The following is a 20,979-nucleotide window of genomic DNA, read 5'->3' as shown; positions in this document are numbered from 1 at the left end:
GCCTATGGCAGATAGAAAGAAAAGAACGGGAAAATGGAAACTGTTTTTGTACCTGGCAGCAGGCAGTTTTCTGACGGGATGCGGAAAAGCAGAGCCAGAGCTTGTGTCAACTGCCCGGACACCATATGAGAAGCTGGCTTATGATACCACGGAAGTGAAAAAAGGAAATCTGACGCCGGAAATTACCTTGAAATTAAAAGCAGAGGGTTTGGAAAAGATTACTTATGATGCAACAAATACGGAATTGAAATTAGACAAAGTATATGTGGCAGTAGGCGATAAAGTGGAAAAGGGAGAGTTGCTGGTATCCTTCCGTTCAGACAGTCTGGAAGCAAAAATGACACAGTGTCAGGATGAGATTGCGGATAAACAGCTTCTGGTGGAACATTATGTAAACCTCATGAGCTGTGATGCATCCTTGGATTATAATGAAGATATTGCAAATTTAAAGCGGCATATTGAAGTAGCAGAGCTTTATGTGGAAGAGGCAGAAGAAAAGCTGTCCCGCTATCAGATTACAGCAAAAGAATCCGGTACCATTACAGCCATGGATAATTATCTGCAAAAAGGAGGCTTTGTGCCGGGAAATAATCTGATTACTGAAGTGTGTGGAACCGGTAACTATGAAGCAGACCTGCCGGAAGGCTATGAATTTAACATGGGAGATACTTATACAGCTACACTGGATGCACTGTCCTATGAATTAAAGGTTGCCGGTGTGGAAGAAAATAAAATCATATTTTCACCGGTATCGGATATGACATCACTTTCAGAGGCAGACGTGCTGAGTCTTGTGATTACGAAGCCCACGCTGGAAAATGTCATTTATGTGAAAGCCTCTGCCGTAAAGGAAGGTGAAGAGGGACACTTTGTCTATCTTCTGGATGATAGCGGATATCGAAAGGTAGTGCCGGTAACGGTTGGAGAAAAAGTAGGGAATCATTGGGTTGTTACATCCGGACTTTCCGGTGGAGAGAAGGTGACTCTGTGAGAAAGAAAAAAAGTTACGCAGGAAACGCACAAAGCGTGATTCCAGTAGTCCTGACAGGCCTGTTTTTTGTAATGTTAATTGGCGGCTGTGGAAGTAAGAAAACAGAAACAATACCAGACCTGGAAGAGCCGGCGGCAAGTAATGCTTCTTATCAGCAGGTGACCTATGGAAATATCGGAACCACCAACGTGCTGCTGGGAACGGCAGTGCCAAAGGAGTACGGACAGGCATATGAAGCCAATGTCACGGTGACAAAGATTCTGGTAGAACCGGGCGATACCGTAGAAAAAGGTGATGTGCTGGCATACGCAGATGTAGACGAGGCAAGTGCGTCCCGGAAAGCAAAGCAGCAGGAGCTGTCGCATGAAAATACCGTATACGAATTAAACCAGAAAATCAACCAATTGAAGCAGGATAAATTGGCAAACCAGCAGAAGCAGCAGGATACTGCAGAGAATAACATTCAGAATGCCGCAGAGAATAACATTCAGGAAGAGGATGATATGCAGGAATCTGCAACAGAGAATAACACGCAGGAGACAGAGGCAGAGGACATCACCTCCCAGATAGCCGTCCTGCAGGAAAACAGCCGCTACGATACGAAGCTTCATGAGTACCGGGTGCAGAAGCTGAATGAAGAGATTGCAGCATTGGACGCTCTGATAGCAGATGGAACGTTAAAGGCAAATCACAGTGGTGAAGTGGTTTATACCAAGAGCCTGACCGTAAACCGGAAAGCCGGCGCGGGAGAAAATGTTGCGATTGTGGCAGATACTGAAGACCTTGCAATAGAGCTTAAGGATGTAACGGTGCAGAATTATAAGTATAAAGATGTTTCCGAAAAATATATGCTGCAATCCGGCGAAAGAGTGCCGGTTACTGAGCGGGAATACAGCACCGATGAGCTGGTACTTGCAAAGATAAATAATAATTATCCCAATGTTTTGATAGAAAAGCCGGAGGGCGTAGAGCTTAAGGCGGGAGAGTTATATCCCATATATTTTGAAGAGAAAAGAGCGGAGCATGTCCTGCTGGTGGGAAACAATTCTCTTTATCAGGAAGATGGAGAAAATTATGTCTATGTAGGAACCGGAGATGATACAAGGGAAAAACGTAAAGTAACAACAGGTGTATCAGACGACCATAATACCCAGATCGTAGAGGGATTAGAGGAAGGGGAAGCGGTCTATTATGAGACAATGGAGCGGATGCCTTCAGATTATACGGAGTATATGGTGGAACGGTCAGATTTTCAGGTGGAAAACCACGGATTAAAATATGGCAGGGCAGATAAGAATGCGAGGGTTTATCTTACAGAAAAAGAAGGAGTGCTTGTAGAAATTGCGGTAGAAAAGGATGCGGAAGTAAAAAAGGGAGACCTTCTTTATATTATCGATACCGGGGAAGGAAAGGCAGCCATTACAGAAGCCGCCAATGCCATTGAGACAGAGAATACTACTTATCAGAAACAGCAGGCAGACTATGATGCACAGCTTATAGAATTGCAGAATGCCACAGATTCTGTCAGTGACTATGACCGGCAGATCATAACCCTTCAAAAAGAAGTTGCAGAAGCAGACCATAGCTATACGCTGCAACAACTGCAGGCAGCTTACGATACGTTAAGCCGCGGAAATGACGGAACCGGAAAATTATCCGTTTATGCAGATGAAGATGGACAGGTTTCGAAAATAACTGTCTGGGAAGGAGACACGGTGGAAGCCGGAGATGAAATTCTTAAGATGAAAGGAGAAGCATCAGACTTACTTCTGGTGCAGATGGTGAGCAGTAAGTCCGTAACGGTGTATACGGATGATATTGCAGAGGCGGGAGAACCGGTAAGTATTACATCCGGGGATACGACTTACACCGGAACCTGTGTGGGATTTGCAGCAGGCAGCAATAATCTGGATGAGGGCTGTCTTTATATCGATGAAAATGGTGCTCATTATACCTTTCAGACAACCTCCGGGTATGATACACCGGCATTTTATGTACGGATGAATGATGAAATCGTAGATGATATGGGAAATGGAGAAAGCGTGGACTTCCCTTATATTTCCATGGAGGATGTTATAGTGCTTCCGGCAGGATGATTTATGAAGAGAAGGATGCAATGCATCCGGATAAAGTGTCATATTTTGTGTGGAAGATGGAAGGGGACCATCTGGTGAAACAGTATGTTTTACTGGATGATACACTTACCGGAAATGGGAAAGTGGTTCTCTTTGGAATAGAGTCTGGCGATGTACTGGCAAGAGAGTAGGGGGATTTGGAATGTTACGTTTTGTCTTTTGTAAAATAAAGAATAAAAAAGGACTGAATTTGTGCCTGCTTCTTGGAATTACATTATTTATCGCATTATTTGTCTGTCATCCGATGTTTGAACGTGGTGCCGGAAACCAGGTATTAAGAACAGGATTTGAAACATATGCAAAGGAACAGGAAACATTTCCTGCAGTGATGAATCGTAGTGGCAGCTATTCTTCGAAGGATTATAGTTCTGCAAAGGAAGTGTTAGAGAAACTTGTGGCATATGAGAAAAAATGGACCGAATATGTGACGGTGGATACCGTGGCATCGGAGCAGTATTTAAGCCTTTCCGGTGGAAAAGCAGATACCAGCCTGGGCGGAACCAATGAATATTTTACCGTTGGATATCTGCCGGAATTATCGAAGAACACAGATATTACATACGGAGAGGGTTTAGACAGTGAAAATCAGACGGAAACAAACGGCTGCTATCCATGCCTTGTCAGTGAAGAGACGATGGATGCCTATGGACTGGTGACAGGAGAAGTGCTTCATCTGAAATTGCAGAGTGAAGCAGAAGCTTATGAAGTGGATTTTAAGGTAACAGGAATCATAAAGGAAAAGGATATCAATGACAGTTACTGGTATCACACGCTCAGTGATTTTGGAAATACGCTGTTTGTATCGGAAAATACTTTTGATACATTGATTGCTTCCTTCGGGCAGGATGAAATCGGTTACGAAGAAAATCTGATGTTGGACTACCGGCAGATAGATGCAAAGCATGCAGCAGAGTATGCCGATTATATGCAGCAGTTCCGGTCATCGGATACAAAGTATCAGGATAATATGGCAGATACTCTGGCGTCCTTTTTTACAAAGCAGCGAACGATACAGCAGATGTTGTGGGCATTGGAACTGCCATGCATTGTACTGCTGCTGTTATTTATCTATATGGTATCCTCCCAGATACTTTCTCTGGAAGAAGGGGAGATTGCAGTACTCCGGAGCCGTGGAGCAACAAAATTGCAGGTGGGTGCGATTTACCTGTTGCAGGCATCCTTTCTGGCACTGACAGGCGCAGCGATTGGACCTTTGCTGGGTTACGGAATGTGCAAAGGAGCAGCTTCCACCGACGGATTTTTAAAATTTACCGGAAAAGATGTAAGCATGTATACCTTAAATGGCGGAATGATTCTCTACGCTCTGGTGGCGGCGGCTATTGTAATTCTGTTTCTGACCATACCGGCGCTGCGGCGGACAAAATACACCATTGTAAATGAAAGTATGGCAAAAAACGGTGTTGTGAAAAATCCATTTTGGAAAAAATGTTATCTGGATATTCTGCTATTACTTTTATCCGGGTATCTGCTTTATAACTACAACCGGCAGAAGGAGAGTCTTGCAATGGAAATGATTGCCGGAAAGGGAATGGACCCGGTAATCCTTTTGAATACATCGGTGTTTATACTGGCAGCAGGATTATTGTTTATACGTCTCTTTTATAATCTGATTCTTGCAGTGGACAGAGTCTTTAAGAACAGATTCCACCCGGCAGGATATGCGGCATTTTTACAGTTGAAAAGAACCTGGTATCAATCGGGATTTTTAGCAGTGTTTCTCGTTATGACCATAGCCAGTGGAATCTTTGATGCGAATATGGCACGGACCATGAATCAGAATATGGAAGAGCAGATTGCATATGTCACCGGAGCAGATGCAGTGGTGGAAGAAAACTTCCGGCTGCAGGTTTCGAAAATGGAAGGAAAGGAAACCAGCTGGAAATATCTGGAGCCTGATTTTGGAAGATATGAAACATTAATCAAAGAAAATGTCTGTGAAGATGCCACAAGGGTACTGATAGATGAAAAGACGGATATTACTGCGAAAAACGGAACAGTTTTTGATGGAAATCTTATGGCAATCCACACAAAAGGCTTCGGGGAGACTGCACGGCTTAAAGATGGTGTCAACAAAGAACACTGGTTTTATGCACTGAATGCACTGGCAGAGGAGCCGGATGGGGTAATAATTTCTTCCAATCTGGCAGACAAATTAAAGTTAAAGGTGGGAGATACTTTAAGTTATACAAGGTATCTGCCGGCAGAGATTGGTGAAGATGCCATGGGCAGCAGGCAGGCAAAGGTCTGTGCAATCATAGACTGCTTCCCTGGTTATGAAAGATATGCTTATGTAAAGGATGAAGAAGGCAATTTAAATGAACAGGAACAGTATCTTCTGGTAGCAAATTATGCCACCGTTATCAGTGCTTTTGGTCAGACCCCTTACCAGGTGTGGATGAAGCTTTCAGATGGTGTGAAAGAGACTATGTTTACGAAAAGTTTTGCGGCAGCAGGCGTTCAGCCGCAACATATTACCTTATTGCAGGAACAGCTTGCCGGCAACCGGAATTCAGCCATGGTACAGGTGACAAATGGAATGTTTACATTAAGCTTTATTTTATCATTGGTGATATGTTCTGTAGGATTTCTGCTGTATTGGATCATGACACTGAAAAAACGGGAATTGCTGTTGGGAGTCTACCGTGCAATGGGAATGCGGATGGGAGAAGTCCGGAAGATGATTTTAACGGAACAGCTTTTTGCCTCGGCAGGACCGGTACTGGCAGGTGGAGGAATCGGAGCAGTGACAACGCTTTTGTTTGTACGTCTGCTTATGGTGGTCTATCTGCCGCAAAAGCATAATCTAGCCATAGAAATATACATTTATCCTACAGACCTTTTGAAGCTTTTAGCGGTACTTCTGGCAGTGATGTTATTCTGTTATCTGATTATCCGGAAAATACTGCGGAGCATGAAAATTGCAAAGGCACTTCGGTTAGGGGAGGACAGCTGATGGAACAGACGATAGCAATACGCACAGAAAATATAAAAAGATATTTTTCGTCGGGAGATGGCAGCATCGTCCGGGCTTTGGACGGCGTTTCCATGGAGATACCAAGCAACAGTCTTACTATTTTAAAGGGACGTTCCGGCTCCGGCAAGACAACCCTTCTTAATCTTTTAAGTGCTCTTGATGTACCGACGGAAGGAAAAGTGGAATTTTTCGGAAAAGATTTGGAATATTTAAAAGACAGGGAGCGGGAGGACTTGCGGCGTTACCGGATGGGATTTGTTTTTCAGTCTGTGGCATTGATTCCTGTGATGAATGCCTATGAAAATGTGGAATTTGCCCTGCGGTTATCCGGTGATAAAGAGAAACGGAAGAAGGATAAGGAAGAGCAGAAAAATAGGGGAGAACAGAAGAAGCGTGTAATAGAAATCTTAGAGCGGGTCGGACTGAAAGAACGGATTTATCATATGCCATATCAGTTGTCCGGCGGTGAACAGCAGCGGGTGGCAATTGCCCGGGCAGTTGCCCACAGACCACAGGTGATTTTTGCAGACGAACCAACCGGTGCACTGGATACGGCATCGGGGCTTGCAGTCATGAAGCTTTTCCGTGAACTGGTAGAGCAGGAGCATATCACTGTAGTCATGACCACCCATGACCCGAATCTGATGGAACTTGGTGATTTCGTCTATGAATTAAAGGATGGGAGGCTGGTAAAATGATTCAGTGTGACAGCCTGGTAAAGATATATGAGATGGAACAGCATAAAGTCATGGCACTGGAAGGACTGGATCTTACGATAGAAGATGGGGAAATGATGGCAATTATCGGCAAATCCGGCAGTGGAAAGTCGACGCTGCTTAATATCATCGGAGGACTGGAATCACCCACAGCAGGAATCCTTATGGTGGATGGAAAGGACTTATCGTCCTATACGGAAAAAGAACTGGTTTTATACCGCCGTGACAAAGTGGGATTCGTCTGGCAGAAGAGTGCAAGAAATCTTTTCTCTTATCTTACGGCGCTGGAAAATATTGAAGCACCCATGCAGGTTCATCCGGGAACATCCGCCCGGGAGAAGCGGAAGCGTGCCAGAGATTTATTAAAGGCAGTCGGTATGGAAGCACATGCGGATAAGTTCCCTTCCCAGCTATCCGGTGGCGAGCAGCAGCGGATTGCCATTGCCGTTGCACTTTCCAATCAGCCGTCGATTCTTCTGGCAGATGAACCTACCGGCGCAGTAGATACAAAGACTGCAAATCAGATATTTGAGCTGTTCCACAAACTGAATGAAGAATTTAAAATTACAATAATCATAGTGACCCATGATATGGCATTGGCGGATAAAGTGGAGCGGACAGTGCTGATTTCCGATGGCAAAATCAGTACCGAAAAGATTCGGAAAGTATCTTTAGAAGAACTGCAGCGTCTTGCAAGTGCAGCAGAATTTACCCATGAAGAATATTCCGTTTTAGATAAAGCCCACCGGCTGCAGCTGACAGAAGAAATGTTAGAAGAAGCCGGTATCGATTCCAATAAAGTGCGGATTGAGGTTCAGGATGGCAAAATCCTGATTCAAAAAGAATAAACCGGTACTTGCTGCAACAAAGTATTTATGAAGTAAGAAACCGCTTCGTTTCCTCCATGACATTGCGAAGCGTTTTGATATTATCAAGTGTATCCTTTGTTTCTAAAGAGTGATTGGCATCCGGATAGAGGAAAAGAGGAATCTTTTGCCCTCTGCTGATGCCAGTCACTTTTTCAATATCGCTCCAGGGATCGGAAGTGCCGAGAAAAGCAATGGCATTCTGCGGGTGGAAATCATAGGTTTCCCGTAAAGGGGTATAGAGAATCTGGCGGCAGGAAATATTTTCCTTCCTTGCATAGGCAGAGGCAATAACCGTTCCGATGCTCTTTGAGATAAATATAATTTCATCATAATCCTGCCAGTTTACGGAAGAAAGCTGTTTTACAGCCTGTTCATAAAGATAAGAAAAAGCCTGCTGCATTTTCTCCCTATTACCCCGGATATTTCCAGTGATATCGCTGCCGGCAAGGGAATAGTCCAGTGTAAGAGCGGTTTCATAACCTGCTTCGGCAGCAAGCTTTCGGCTGTAATAGAGCAGTGGTTTGTCACAGTGATAACCGATGCCCGGAAAAAAGACCGCCAGTTTATTTTTCGATAAATGCATAAGAAATTGTCCTTTCTGTTCCGGCATTTTCAGGTGGCAGAAACCGGAGCTTTTTAACCTTAGAAAATATAGTAGCACAATGGGAAATAATGACTTCTCTAAGGATATAACAAATGCGATAAAGTTAATTGTAATAAGGAACTTTATCGCATTTGCTATTAGATGAGCCGCATTGGAAATGGTGTAAATTGGAACTAAAAAATAAACTGGAACTTATCACCGATACATAGCTGTTTGCAAAGATTCGTGATAGTGTTGTCAACATCGTGGATGGTACTTGATATCCGGAGCAGAGGATACCCCTTACTGATGTTTAAAGTCTTAGCCTCTTGGGCATTAGCGAAAACAATATCAAGTGTTTTACGTGAATGATCCAGAATGATATTGTGTTTTCTTAGTATTTCATACAAAGAAGAGTCGTTTAAATCTTCTCCAAATAAAAAAGAAAAGGATTCAGGAAATTTATTGAACTCTAAGATGACAGGGACATTATCCATATAACGGATTCTTTCCACTACGAGTATTTTATCCCCTTCGTGTAGTGACATTTCAGTTAAATCCCGTTCAGAAGGATCTTCCAATGCAATTTTTATGGTCTTAGCTCCAGGTGTTGCGTTTTTCATCCGGCACATATCAGAAAAACTTATGACTTCTGTAATATTACGCTGCAATTTTTTTTCCGCTACAAAAGTTCCTTTTCCTGATTTCCTTTCTAAATATCCGGATTCAGATAAAACGGCTAATGCTTTTCGGACAGTAACTCTGCTCACATGGTATGATTCACTTAATTCATTTTCTGTAGGCAGACGACTGCCGGCCGCCCGTTCTCCGGCGTCAATTTCTTTTCGTATTTTTTCCTCCAATTGTTTGTACAGTGGTGTGGCAATGGTGTTGTTCAGTTCCATATAAATACCTCTCTCCTAATATAACTTTCACAAATATTATAAAACAAAGTTGCAAAAATGTATATATTTTCCTATATTGTATGATATATATTGACAGAATGTATTATATTGTATTATAGTAAACACATAGAACAAATAAATACATTATAAAAAGGAGAGAAAAAATGGGATACGTAAGTAAAGACATTAAAAACATTGTGAAAGAAATTTTAGAAGAAAAAAAAGACATCGGTGGAATTAAAAATATTTATTTTGTGGGATGCGGAGGATCACTTGGCGCACTTTATCCGGCAAAAACATTTATGGAGAGAGAATCACAGGTTTTGAGATCAGCCTGGATAAACAGTAATGAGTTTGTGCATAGCACACCAAAGGACTTTGGAGAAAATTCTATTATATGTCTTGCCTGCCACAAGGGAAATACACCGGAAACGATTAAGGCTGCCAAATTAGGAAAAGAAAAAGGAGCGGCGGTTATTATTCTGACATGGCTGGAGGAATCAGAAATTATAGAATTTGGAGATTATATTATACATTATACATTTGATGCAAGTCCTGATCATCTTGCAGGGGATATTGATTATGCAGGAGAAAAGACGCAGTGTGCATTGCTTGTGGCAGTGGAATTAGTTGCACAGACGGAGGGATATGCTAATTATGATAAATTCTATGAAGCTTTAGGCATGATTAGCAATATCATCAGAAATGCACGTACACATGTGGCTGCCAGGGCAGAGGCATTTGCAGAAGAGTATCAGAATGATTCAGTGATTTATACAATGGGAAGTGGTGCAGCATATGGAGCTGCCTATATGGAGAGTATCTGTATATTTATGGAGATGCAGTGGCTTGATTCAAGCAGTATTCATACCGGTGAATTTTTCCATGGTCCATTTGAAGTTACAGATGCAAACCGTCCGTTTATGATTCAGATATCAGAAGGCTCAACCCGCGAACTGGATGAGAGAGCACTTACATTCCTGAAAACATATGCAAAACGTATTGAGGTTCTTGATGCGAAAGAGCTTGGCTTATCCACAATTGATGCAACAGTAGTAGATTACTTTAACCATGCACTGTTTAATAATGTATATCCGATTTACAACCACGCACTGGCAGTAAAGCGTGAACATCCGTTAACAACCCGCCGCTATATGTGGAAGGTAGAATATTAATGAAAAAATTCTGTGAAAAAAAATATGTATTGTTTGACTTTGATGGAGTTATAGCAGATACAGAAGAGAGTAATGGTAATTATCTGGGTCTGGCATTAAAAGAGTTTGGAGTGGAACTGACACAAAAAGACAGGGATAGACTAATTGGCTCACATGATTCCCATATTCTGCTGGAACTGCTGGAACGCTCGCCGGAGAAAATAACAATGGAACAGCTTTTGCAAAAAAGAAAAGAAATAGGAAATACATATGAAAATGGCTGCATTAAGCCGATGGAGGGATTACTGGAGTTTATTGCCGGTTTGAAAAAACAGGGGAAAAAGCTGGCAGTGGTTTCTTCAACCTCTACACGGCTGATTGTAGTAGCATTGAACCGGATGAAAATGCTGGGTTTGTTCGATGTGCTGGTATGCGGAGACATGTGCCGGAATAGAAAACCGGATCCGGAATGCTATAGAAAAGCAATGCAATATTTAGAAGCAAAGCCGGAAGAATGTATTGCAATAGAAGACTCGTTTATTGGTATACAGGCAGCAAAGGCTGCAAATATAGAGGTAGTTGCGTATACAGGAGCTGGTGAGAATCAGGATGTAAGTCAGGCGGATTATGTTATTTCTTCATACGTTTAACTGCCTGAGTGAAAGAAAGAGAAAACAGAAGAATAAAAAGTATTTAATTGTATGCCCGCCAGTGCTCCTGGCGGGTTTTACTATGCACAATTAAATTGATATTGATGTACAAAAAGTGAAACAAAAAATTGTGCATAATGTCGAAAATGTATTTCTTTATTGACACAAATGTATGGAATCTATATAATACAAATAGATACAAAATAAAACAATACAAATAAAAACAAATTAATACATTTTGGTTTTAAAGTAGTGCACATGCTTTGGAATAAATAAAAAAGAGGAGGTAGATGTCCATGTTTTGGATTGAATTTATTGTTTTAATGCTGATTATTGTGTGGGGAACCAGAAAAGGTGGAAGTTTCCTGGCAATGGCTGGCGGCATCGGAATGTTGATTTTCGTATATATCTTTAGAGTGACTCCATCAGATCCACCGATTACTGTTATACTGATTATGTTGGCGGTAATTACCGCAGCCTGTACGATGCAGGCGACTGGCGGATTGGATTTTATGGTACAGCTTGCAGAAAAAATATTACGGAAAAATCCGAAAAACATTACTTTGGTAGCACCTTTTGTAGCGTATTTATTTACATTCTGTTGTGGAACCGGACATATTGTATATTCGTTACTTCCGGTTATTAATGAAATAGCATTGGAAAATGGAATTCGGCCTGAGCGCCCGATTTCTGTTAGTATTATTTCATCCCAGCAGGCAAATACCGGATCACCAATAACAGCTGCAACAGTAGCTATTGTGGGTTATATGACTATTTTTGAAAAAGTAAATCTGGCAACAATTATGCTGGTAGCAATTCCGGCAGCACTGATAGGAGTATTGGTTGCAGCATTGTCTGTATACAAGAAAGGTCTGGAATTAGAGGATGATCCTGAATATCAGCAGAGGGTTGCAGATGGACTGGTAAAAGATTTTAAAAAGAAAGTAGAAGGAGAAAAACAGGTAACCAAAAAAGCAAAGATTTCTGTTGCTATCTTCCTGGTTTCTATGGTAGTAATTGCAATATGCGGTATTTTCCCGGCGCTCCGTCCAACATTTAGCGATGGTACACAGTTAGCAATGACATCTTTAATCCAGATTATTATGTATGTAGCTGCCGCAATTATTGTTATTGTAAGTAAAATTGATAGTAACGACATTTTAGAAGTACCGTTGTTAAAGACTGGATTCTTTGCTGTTATTCTTGCAGCGGGACTTTGCTGGCTGGTAAATACTTTTGTTGGTGCACAGACAAACTTCATTACAGAAAATTTGTCAGCTTTAACAAATGAACATCCATGGATTTATATTATTGCAGTATTTCTGGTAGGTGCACTGACAAGTTCACAAGCGTCTACGACAATGATTATGATTCCAATTGCAATTGCATTGAATCTGCCGGCTTATATTATTGTAGGTGGATGGATGGCATGCTCATCCAACTATTTTATCCCGGATTCCAGCCAGTGTATAGCAGGTCTTGCTTTTGACACGGCAGGTACTACGAAGATTGGAAAATTTATATTTAATCATAGCTATATGCGGCCGGGACTTGTATGTACAATTGTATCAGTATTAGTAGCAACAGGAATAGGATATTTTGTTTTCTGATAAAAACCGGTGGTGGCAAAATAAAGAAAACAGTAACAGCACACAGCCTGTGTTATTCTGACAGGCTGTGGGAACTGCCACCTCATGATGGATTGCCAGATATACATAAATATTAATAATGGCTATCTGAAAAAATGAAAGAGCGAATCTGGAAAAATAATTGCTTGTTGCAAAAAGAAGAGGTGAGGGAGTCTGGGTGAAAGAAAAATTGAAAGAAAGGAGAAAGAAATAAAAATGAGACAGCCTAGAATAATTGCAATTGGAGATGCAGTTTGTGACAAATATCTTTCCAGGGGGAAAATGTATCCAGGAGGTCAGTGTGTTAACACATGTGCATATGCACATATGAATAATGCAGAAAGTGCATTTTTAGGTAAATTTGGAAATGATGAAGTAGCAGAATGCATTCAGGCAGCACTGAAAAATATGAATGTAGACTTTTCACATAGCAGGAATTATGAAGGTGAAAATGGATTTGCATGTGTGACACTGAATCAGGGAGATCGCGTATTTGTCGGGTCCAATCATGGAGGTGTGGCAAAAGAGTATCCTTATGATTTTACGCAGGAAGATTTTTCATATATAAGAAAGTTTGATTTGATTTATACAAATCTGAATGCCTATATAGATGATGACATAGAAGAAATTGCTTCTTTGGGTCTTCCAGTTGCATTTGATTTTTCAAATCGATGGACAGACGAATATCTGAAAAAAATTTGTCCGCATATTAAAGTGGCAATGCTTTCCTGTGCACATTTAAGTGATAAAGAACGCGAAAGGGAAATGAGTAAAGTAAAAGAGCTTGGAGTTCCGCTTGTTCTGGGAACAATAGGAGAAGATGGTTCATACATTTTATACCATGGTGAAATGATGTATGAAAAAGCTGTAAAGGCAGAAAGCATTATGGATACTATGGGTGCAGGAGACTCTTATTTCGCGACATTTTTGACATATATTTTACGGTATAAAGAACCGGAATTTTTTAAAGAAGAAAGTAAAGATGATGGGAATGTTAAAGAACTTTTAAAGAAAGCCATGCAGGCTGGAGCAGAATTCGCTTCAAAGATTTGCGGTGTCGAAGGAGCGTTTGGGTATGGAACGCCAATTGCAGGAAGAATAATTGATAATAGAAATAATTAAAAGGTTTAAGGAGGAATGCTATATGGATATAAAGCCGACAAGTTACAGGTATGATGGAGAAGGAATAGAATGTGCATATCGGAATGAAAAATGGGTTGTTTGTATCAAAAATTGGAAACCGAATAATGACATTGATGGGTTAGAACATTTAGAGATACATCATACGACAGATGAACAATTCATTTTGATTTCTGGAAAATGTATTATTATTACAGCGGACAGAATAGATGGAAAGTTTAATATTGAATTAACTCCGGTGGAGAAAGGAACTTTATACAATGTACCGAAAGAGCGTTGGTTTTTTACTATTGTAGAAAAGGATACCAAAATGATGTATGTGCAGGATGCCGGATGTAGTATGGATAATAGTGAGTATTGTAAACTGAGCCAGGAAGAAATTTCATATATTCAGAAATTAGCAAGACCAATGCTTGCAGAATAATATAACAACAATGTATTAAAAATATTTATAGGAGGATTATCAATGAAGCCAACAGAAATCAAGAATGTAATTACAGAAATTTTAGAAAGCAGAAAAGAAGAAGGTGGTATTAAAGCATTATATTTTGTGGGATGCGGTGGTTCTAATGGAGCACTTTATCCAGCGAAAACATTTATGGAAAGAGAATGTGCAAATATTAAGTCAGCACTAATTAATAGTAATGAATTTGTATATAGTACTCCGAAGGATTTGGGAAAAAATGTAATCGTGTGTTTATCGTGCCATAAGGGAAATACACCGGAAACAATTAATGCAGCGAAACTGGCAAAGGAAAAAGGTGCAGCTGTAATTATTCTGACATGGAAAGAGGAATCAGAGATTACCCCATTTGGTGATTATATTATCAATTATACTTTTGGGGATAACAAGGATATTGCTGGTGAAAAAATTATCTGTGCACTTCTGGTGGCAGTGGAACTGTTGAATCAGACAGAAGGGTATGAGCATTATGAAGAATTTATGGATGGTGTTGGACGTATTGATGGTATTGTGAAACATGCATGTAAGCATGTGGAAAAACGGGCTGAACTGTTTGCCAAGGAATATAAAGATGATAAAATTATTTATACTATGGCAAGCGGAGCGGGTTATGGTGCAGCATATATGCAAAGTATATGTATTTTTATGGAAATGCAGTGGATTCATTCTTCTAGTATTCACAGTGGGGAATTTTTCCATGGACCTTTCGAAATTACAGATAAAGAAGTACCATTTGTGCTTCAGGTTTCTGAGGGAACCAATCGACCGTTGGATGAACGTGCATTGAAGTTTTTGAAGACTTATGCAAAACGGATTGAAGTAATTGATGCAAAGGATTTAGGGCTGTCTACAATTGATGCATCAGTCGTAGACTATTTTAACCATTCCTTATTCACAAATGTATATCCGGTTTATAATAAGGCTTTGGCTGAGGAGAGACAGCATCCACTGACAACACGACGCTATATGTGGAAGGTAGAGTATTAAAAAACTTAAAAAATGATGTAAACATACAGCATGTCAGATTTTGATGGAAAATTTGAAGTACATTACAAGGAAAGCCTGGAAATGATAATGATTTCCGGGCTTTCTGAGCTTTGACACATGACCTGAGGAAGAAGGAACGGAATTGAAAAAAACAATAGGTATTATTGGTGGCATGGGACCGATGGCTACCTGCGATTTAATGAAAAAGATTTTTGAAGTGTCAGATGCAGACTGCGATCAGAACTATGTGCATGTTTGTGTTGATTGTAACACGAATATTCCGGATAGAACGAAAGCTATTCTTGAAAAGGGAGAGGATCCTATACCAGAGATGGTAAAAAGTGCAGTGAGTCTGCAAAATATGGGAGCAGATTTGTTGATGATACCTTGTAACACAGCACATTTTTTTTATGACCGATTAAAAATATTTACTGATATTCCGATATTACATATGCCCCGCGAGACAGTAAATGTTTTAAAAAAGCAGAATATATCATGTGCAGCCGTATTGGCTACGGATGGTGTGATAAAGAGTGGGGTTTATGAGAAAGAGCTTCGGGCACAGGGAATCAAAACGATTTATCCGGATGCAGAGCAGCAACAGAAAATTATGGCAGTAATCTATCAATGTATTAAAGCTGGAAAAAAGGATGTAGAAAAGTACGGACTTGACGATATTTTAAAATCCTTGATTAAACAGGGTGCGCAAAGTGTGATTCTGGGATGTACTGAATTACCAATTGCTTTTTCCTTGGCAGGAATCAGAGAAAATATAGTTGACCCGACGGAGATTGCAGCAAGAGCTGCATTAAAATTTCTGCAATTACCAATACATGCATTATAAAGCAGCTGTATTTTTATGAAAATAAATGGTATCGGAAAAGTGTGAAAACTCCCTTCAAAAAGCCCCCAAAAAGTCGCAACAAACATTGACAATCCGTGGGTTTGAGGACTATACTAATATATAAATTATAAATACCAGACAGGTTATTACAGAAAGAGAAAGGGAGGTATATGATAACAGGGAATTATCATATATTTTCAGAGCCTTTTTGAATATTTCTGAAGGGGGAAACAGATGATTCAAAAATATTATAACAGTATTCTGGAACAGGTTTTTGCACAGATTGGAAAGAAAGAACACAACATTGTTCTGGCAAAATACAGCAATGATTTTTCATTAAAGCAGTTGGAAATATCAGAGCAGATAACGAATAATAAAGAGGTTCGTTTTGTAGCCCACGAATTCCGGGCAGAGAAATTATCGGGAGCATATGAGCCGTTTCCGGATTTGATTTTGGAACTTTTCGACCAGCAGAAGGAGATGACATTTGATGAATTCCTGGACAAGTGTAATGTCTATTCCCTGCAGCGTCCGATTATTGCAGCATACCGGGAGAGTGGAAAATGTATCCGGAAAGAGAGTTTATTGTATACAGAAGTTGACTATGAGCGGGAGCGGATGCATGATGCTATTGTGGCAATGCTTGTTGAAGTTTCTAAGATACAGCCGTTTATGCTTTGGATTAACCGCATGCAGTTTGCCGGAAAGGGAACCATAGAAATAGTCTATGAACTGTTAAAAGCAGAGCATACAGAGAATATCGGAATCGTTCTCGGCATGAATGAGCAGCAGCGTCTGCCGGAATATATGCTGCCGGGCTGGGAAAACGTAACGGAGGAATTGGATAATAATGTTGCAATATTCCGCATTGGAAATGCCGGAGAATCCCGGGAACAAAGAGATGAGGTTATTACAGCAGAAAGTATTGAAGATGATATCAGAACATTGCAGAATCTTGTCTTTTTCATGGATTTTGAACAGGCGTTGTTTTATCTGGATAAAGTAGACCGCAGAATCAGATTTGACAATTTTACAGTATCGGATGAAGTGAAATACGAACTCTGGCAGTTCTATGCATATGTATCGGTATATATGAGGGATTTGCCAAAAGCACTGGAAATAAGTGAGGGTATCTTACAGCTTGCAGAGAAGAAAAAGAACCGCAGGATGCGCTTTTATGCATATTATCTCCGCTCTGTAATTTATATGTATCAGTCAAAACTGCAGGAAGCCACTGAATGTGCAGGTGTTGCAAAAAGTATTGCAATAGAAGGCGGCATGGAGCGCGGTCAGTTTGAAGCAGAGCTGGTAGAAATACAAGCGAAAATGGCAGGCTGGAATAATATTTTCTTCTGTGCACAGAACGTGGAAGTCAGCGATGCCATGATTGAAAAATTAATGAAATATGACTACCGGAATCATCTGGCGTACATTTATGTATATGCCTATGACAATAAGCCGGAGATTGTAGCAAAGGCATATTATTCCGAATCCCAGCTTATTTATTTCAGTAAGGGAATCAGACTGGCAACAGAAATTGGCAATACACAGCTTATTTACAATGCATACCAGAAGAATATTATGCTGGCGTCTACCAACGGTATGTATCCGATTTCATTGCTGTATTCGGTAAGAACTTTCGAAGCACTGGACAACAAACGTTCTGTGGAAAGTGGACGTATTTTCTCGGGAATCGGTTATACCTTAACGGCATTAAGACAGAATGATCTTGCAAAGCGTTATTTTCAGAAAGCAGTAGAAATTTTATATAATCTGGAATTGCCGGAGGATATTGCGGAAGTATATTACAATATGGCAATTAACTGTATTGCAGCAGAAGAATTCAAGGAAGCCAACGAATATCTGATGCGCTGTATGAAGACCATTGAACGTCTGCATTTGAATAGTCTGAGGGTCTGCAATTTAAGCAAATTGTATGGACTCTTAGCATTGTGCAATCAGAAGATTGGCAACCGTTTCAACTGTGAACAGTACCTCAATAACTGCAAACAGTTCTTGAATTACATAATTGAAAAAGAAAAGCTTCAGAATGATGTGGGAATCATCCACGATTATGCACGTTGTGATGACGATATGTTCCTTTATCATTTCACACGGGCATTACTTGGAATGGATTCCGGTAATGATTCGTCAGCATTTGAAGATTTTAATTGTGCAGAGACACATCTGGTGCGGACTGAGGGAAACCAGTTCTTCTGTTATCAGCTGTTCCGTAAGGACAGGATCCGCTTTTATGGGCAGACAGGAAGAATGGAACTTAAGAGCAATGAAGAGGCAATCTAAAACAATATCTTGGGGATAATACCCATTCTCTCACAGATGAAGAAATTAAGGTATTAGAGCCATTAGAACAGTATTTATCAGAAGAACCTCTTCATGTGATATCTTCTCAGGAGATGGAAATGCAGCTGAAGCAGGAAAGCATAAACCGTGCTTACAAGCAGGAACGCCGTCAGATGGATTTTCTGTCGACATGGCAGAAGACAATTGATGTGACGGATGTTTCGGCAGAAGTAATGGTAGAGAATGTGATGCGGACATTCCTGTATCATTTTAATTTGGACCGGGCATTATATATACAGTATCATGGAAGAAAACCAAAGGTACTTTATGATAATACAGAAGCCAGTCTTTCTATGAAGGAGCAGAAGTATTTAAAGGAAGTGTTCGAAAAGACACAGAGAGGGTTTGTTGTATCGAAAATCAGCAGTAACTATTCGGAACATCTGAATGTGGTCAAACTGTTTGGTGAAGATAATGTATGCTCCCTTGTTGCTATTCCATTCTTTGACAATGGAAAAGTAACAAGCATTATGATAGCATATATTCTGATGAAGGATAACTGGCATTCTTCCGTCAGCCGCTATATGTTAGATGAGAGTGATATGCGGATTTATGAGCTTTTGTTCCGGGAAGTGCAGTATGCACTGAATCGTCTCTATGCATATGAGAAGCTCTACGAAATGAATACTGCATTGTATAAATCTGCAGTAACCGACCAGCTGACAGGAATTTTCAACAGGAAGGGATTCTATCAGAACATCGAGGAAATTATCCGGAAGATTAAAAAGGGCCGCATGAAGCATGATTTTGGTATTATGTTTATCGATCTGGATAATTTCAAAGGATATAATGATACCTTTGGACATGATGTAGGAGATTTGCTGCTTAAGTCCATGGCAAATATCTTCAGCAGGGTCTGCAGGGACAAGGGCTTTGTGACACGTTTCGGTGGTGATGAATTTATTATTTTTCTCTACACCGGAGAGCACAAGGTTTTAGAGGATACCGCAAAGGCTATCTATAAAGAGATTAAGAAACAGGATGGGTTCAGGGAACTGATTGCAAAAGAAATCGGACAGCCGGTTGAGATTGATGATAAGAAATTACTTTCCTGCTCTATTGGTATTATTTCTTCCAATCAGGTAAAGAAGGCAGAAGACATTGACGAAATGATTAAAGAGGCGGATGATCTTCTGTATGCAGTAAAAGCAGAATCCAAAGGAACGTATAAGTCTTTGAAGAGCAGGAACAGAAGTAAAGCAAAGGAAACGGGAAAACGTATGGTAATGAAGCTTCCAGAGCATGTAAAGTTTATAATTGATAAGCTGCAGGAAGCAGGCTTTGAAGGATATGCAGTAGGAGGGTGTGTCAGAGACACCCTCCTTCAGCGTGTGCCTCAGGACTGGGATATTACCACTTCTGCCTATCCGGAAGAAGTAAAAGAAATTTTTGGGCGCACCATCGATACCGGAATTGAGCATGGAACGGTAACTGTAATGCTGGATAAAGAGGGGTATGAGGTGACAACTTACCGGATTGATGGCGAATATGAGGATGCCAGACATCCGAAGGAAGTAACCTATACAGATAATCTTTTAGAGGATTTAAAACGCCGGGATTTTACCATTAATGCCATGGCATATAATGAACAGCGGGGACTGGTGGATGCCTTTGACGGAGCAGGAGATTTAAAACGTGGCATCATCCGCTGTGTAGGAGAACCAAAGGAGAGGTTTGGGGAAGATGCTTTAAGGATGCTTCGGGCAGTGCGTTTTGCGGCACAGCTGGGCTTTGATATAGAAGAAGAGACAGCAGAAGCGATTCAGGAGCTTGCACCGATGTTAAAAAAGGTCAGTGCAGAGCGTATTCAGGTAGAACTGGTTAAGCTTCTTACCTCAGTCCATCCGGAGGAGATGCGTACCGTATATGCCACAGGAATTGCGGATGTGGTACTGCCGGAATTTTCGGTGATGATGCGTACACCACAGAATAATCCCCATCACTGTTATACAGTAGGAGAGCATACCATTGAAGTGTTAAAAGGTGTGGAAGCAGACAAGGTGCTACGGCTTGCAGCATTATTTCATGATGTGGCAAAGCCCGACTGCCGCAGTACAGATGAAGATGGAATTGACCATTTCTACGGGCATCCGCAGGTGGGAGCAAAGAAGACGAAGACAATTTTACGCAGATTAAAATTCGACAATGCAACCATTGATATGGTCTGCCGGCTGGTGGCAATTCACGATATTAACCCGGCACTGACACCGGAGTCCGTACGAAAGGCAATACAGAAGGCGGGATTAGAGTGCTATCCGGTTATATTTGAATTGAAGAAAGCAGATATTTTAGCCCAGAGTGATTATCAGAGGAAAGAAAAGCTGGAAGCATTGGACGGATATCATAAGATTTATGATAAAATAATCAAAGATGCAGACTGTCTGACACTAAAAGACCTTGCACTTAACGGACGGGACTTAATAGAACTTGGTGTGAAGCCCGGTCCGCAGATAGGAAACATTTTGGCAAAGCTTTTGGATGTGGTAATTGAAGAACCGGAAAAGAATACAAAAGAATATCTGACAGGTTATACTTTAAAGAACCTCTTCATATGA

At 40.7% G+C, this 20,979-nt stretch carries 17 protein-coding genes and 1 pseudogene; 16 read left to right on the top strand and 2 right to left on the bottom strand.

Annotation, left to right across the window (positions count from 1 at the left end):
• The first annotated feature begins 4 nt into the window (after window positions 1-4).
• From DW059_RS03605 to DW059_RS03585, 6 genes are read left to right on the top strand one after another with little or no spacing between them, the layout of a single operon-like run.
• A complete protein-coding gene (locus DW059_RS03605) occupies window positions 5-991 on the top strand; it encodes an efflux RND transporter periplasmic adaptor subunit (protein ID WP_117697751.1) in 987 nt (328 codons plus the stop codon).
• A complete protein-coding gene (locus tag DW059_RS03600) occupies window positions 988-3,087 on the top strand; it encodes a biotin/lipoyl-binding protein (protein ID WP_117697749.1) in 2,100 nt (699 codons plus the stop codon). Before DW059_RS03605 ends, DW059_RS03600 begins: the two co-directional genes overlap by 4 nt.
• Entirely contained in the window at window positions 3,084-3,257 is a 174-nt protein-coding gene (locus DW059_RS15860) for a hypothetical protein (RefSeq protein ID WP_158552001.1), read from the top strand. Before DW059_RS03600 ends, DW059_RS15860 begins: the two co-directional genes overlap by 4 nt.
• 11 nt (window positions 3,258-3,268) lie before the next feature.
• A complete protein-coding gene (locus DW059_RS03595; RefSeq protein ID WP_117697747.1) occupies window positions 3,269-6,100 on the top strand; it encodes an ABC transporter permease in 2,832 nt (943 codons plus the stop codon).
• The gene (locus DW059_RS03590) at window positions 6,100-6,819 is read left to right on the top strand and encodes an ABC transporter ATP-binding protein (RefSeq protein ID WP_117697745.1); all 720 of its coding nucleotides are present in this window, start codon (window positions 6,100-6,102) and stop codon (window positions 6,817-6,819) included. The genes DW059_RS03595 and DW059_RS03590 overlap by 1 nt, the downstream gene beginning before the upstream one ends.
• A complete protein-coding gene (locus tag DW059_RS03585) occupies window positions 6,816-7,685 on the top strand; it encodes an ABC transporter ATP-binding protein (protein WP_117697743.1) in 870 nt (289 codons plus the stop codon). The genes DW059_RS03590 and DW059_RS03585 overlap by 4 nt, the downstream gene beginning before the upstream one ends.
• Window positions 7,686-7,710: 25 nt before the next feature.
• On the opposite strand, the gene DW059_RS03580 is transcribed toward DW059_RS03585, so the two are convergent.
• A complete protein-coding gene (locus DW059_RS03580) occupies window positions 7,711-8,289 on the bottom strand; it encodes an alpha/beta hydrolase (RefSeq protein ID WP_117697844.1) in 579 nt (192 codons plus the stop codon).
• A 194-nt stretch (window positions 8,290-8,483) separates the two neighbouring features.
• A complete protein-coding gene (locus tag DW059_RS03575) occupies window positions 8,484-9,194 on the bottom strand; it encodes a GntR family transcriptional regulator (protein ID WP_117697741.1) in 711 nt (236 codons plus the stop codon).
• Window positions 9,195-9,358: 164 nt separating this feature from the next.
• Here DW059_RS03575 and DW059_RS03570 point away from each other — a divergent pair, with 164 nt between their 5' ends.
• From DW059_RS03570 to DW059_RS17505, 10 genes and pseudogenes are all read left to right on the top strand, one after another.
• The gene (locus DW059_RS03570) at window positions 9,359-10,369 is read left to right on the top strand and encodes an SIS domain-containing protein (RefSeq protein ID WP_117697739.1); all 1,011 of its coding nucleotides are present in this window, start codon (window positions 9,359-9,361) and stop codon (window positions 10,367-10,369) included.
• Window positions 10,369-10,998, top strand: a complete 630-nt coding sequence (locus DW059_RS03565; protein ID WP_117697737.1) for an HAD family hydrolase — start codon at window positions 10,369-10,371, stop codon at window positions 10,996-10,998. The genes DW059_RS03570 and DW059_RS03565 overlap by 1 nt, the downstream gene beginning before the upstream one ends.
• A 296-nt stretch (window positions 10,999-11,294) precedes the next feature.
• Window positions 11,295-12,608 (top strand): anaerobic C4-dicarboxylate transporter family protein, encoded by a 1,314-nt coding sequence (locus DW059_RS03560; RefSeq protein WP_117697735.1) that lies wholly within the window; start codon window positions 11,295-11,297, stop codon window positions 12,606-12,608.
• Between the two features lie 234 nt (window positions 12,609-12,842).
• A complete protein-coding gene (locus DW059_RS03555) occupies window positions 12,843-13,748 on the top strand; it encodes a fructoselysine 6-kinase (RefSeq protein WP_117697733.1) in 906 nt (301 codons plus the stop codon).
• Window positions 13,749-13,770: 22 nt separating this feature from the next.
• Window positions 13,771-14,190 carry a hypothetical protein gene (locus tag DW059_RS03550; RefSeq protein WP_022242350.1) on the top strand — a complete coding sequence of 140 codons (420 nt, stop codon included), beginning with the start codon at window positions 13,771-13,773 and terminating at the stop codon, window positions 14,188-14,190.
• Between the two features lie 42 nt (window positions 14,191-14,232).
• On the top strand, window positions 14,233-15,216 hold the full coding sequence (locus DW059_RS03545; RefSeq protein WP_117697731.1) for an SIS domain-containing protein: 984 nt from the start codon (window positions 14,233-14,235) through the stop codon (window positions 15,214-15,216).
• A 142-nt stretch (window positions 15,217-15,358) separates the two neighbouring features.
• Window positions 15,359-16,060: an aspartate/glutamate racemase family protein gene (locus DW059_RS03540; protein WP_117697729.1), complete on the top strand. Its 702-nt coding sequence runs from the start codon at window positions 15,359-15,361 to the stop codon at window positions 16,058-16,060.
• Window positions 16,061-16,294: 234 nt separating this feature from the next.
• Window positions 16,295-18,364, top strand: a complete 2,070-nt coding sequence (locus DW059_RS03535; protein WP_117697726.1) for a tetratricopeptide repeat protein — start codon at window positions 16,295-16,297, stop codon at window positions 18,362-18,364.
• A gap of 113 nt (window positions 18,365-18,477) precedes the next feature.
• Window positions 18,478-19,584: pseudogene (locus DW059_RS17510) on the top strand (GGDEF domain-containing protein); the annotation flags it as partial.
• A gap of 60 nt (window positions 19,585-19,644) precedes the next feature.
• Window positions 19,645-20,979, top strand: a complete 1,335-nt coding sequence (locus tag DW059_RS17505) for a CCA tRNA nucleotidyltransferase (protein WP_118544480.1) — start codon at window positions 19,645-19,647, stop codon at window positions 20,977-20,979.

This window comes from Roseburia sp. AF42-8, assembly GCF_003435965.1.
Classification (GTDB): domain Bacteria; phylum Bacillota; class Clostridia; order Lachnospirales; family Lachnospiraceae; genus Roseburia_C; species Roseburia_C amylophila.
This window is presented reverse-complemented; position numbering and strand designations above follow the sequence as displayed.

Coding starts and splice junctions, on each gene's coding strand:
- DW059_RS03605 (WP_117697751.1), top strand. CDS start 5: ATGGCAGATAGAAAGAAAAGAACGGGAAAATGGAAACTGTTTTTGTAC.
- DW059_RS15860 (WP_158552001.1), top strand. CDS start 3,084: ATGATTTATGAAGAGAAGGATGCAATGCATCCGGATAAAGTGTCATAT.
- DW059_RS03595 (WP_117697747.1), top strand. CDS start 3,269: ATGTTACGTTTTGTCTTTTGTAAAATAAAGAATAAAAAAGGACTGAAT.
- DW059_RS03590 (WP_117697745.1), top strand. CDS start 6,100: ATGGAACAGACGATAGCAATACGCACAGAAAATATAAAAAGATATTTT.
- DW059_RS03585 (WP_117697743.1), top strand. CDS start 6,816: ATGATTCAGTGTGACAGCCTGGTAAAGATATATGAGATGGAACAGCAT.
- DW059_RS03580 (WP_117697844.1), bottom strand. CDS start 8,289: ATGCATTTATCGAAAAATAAACTGGCGGTCTTTTTTCCGGGCATCGGT.
- DW059_RS03575 (WP_117697741.1), bottom strand. CDS start 9,194: ATGGAACTGAACAACACCATTGCCACACCACTGTACAAACAATTGGAG.
- DW059_RS03570 (WP_117697739.1), top strand. CDS start 9,359: ATGGGATACGTAAGTAAAGACATTAAAAACATTGTGAAAGAAATTTTA.
- DW059_RS03565 (WP_117697737.1), top strand. CDS start 10,369: ATGAAAAAATTCTGTGAAAAAAAATATGTATTGTTTGACTTTGATGGA.
- DW059_RS03560 (WP_117697735.1), top strand. CDS start 11,295: ATGTTTTGGATTGAATTTATTGTTTTAATGCTGATTATTGTGTGGGGA.
- DW059_RS03555 (WP_117697733.1), top strand. CDS start 12,843: ATGAGACAGCCTAGAATAATTGCAATTGGAGATGCAGTTTGTGACAAA.
- DW059_RS03550 (WP_022242350.1), top strand. CDS start 13,771: ATGGATATAAAGCCGACAAGTTACAGGTATGATGGAGAAGGAATAGAA.
- DW059_RS03545 (WP_117697731.1), top strand. CDS start 14,233: ATGAAGCCAACAGAAATCAAGAATGTAATTACAGAAATTTTAGAAAGC.
- DW059_RS03535 (WP_117697726.1), top strand. CDS start 16,295: ATGATTCAAAAATATTATAACAGTATTCTGGAACAGGTTTTTGCACAG.
- DW059_RS17505 (WP_118544480.1), top strand. CDS start 19,645: ATGGTAATGAAGCTTCCAGAGCATGTAAAGTTTATAATTGATAAGCTG.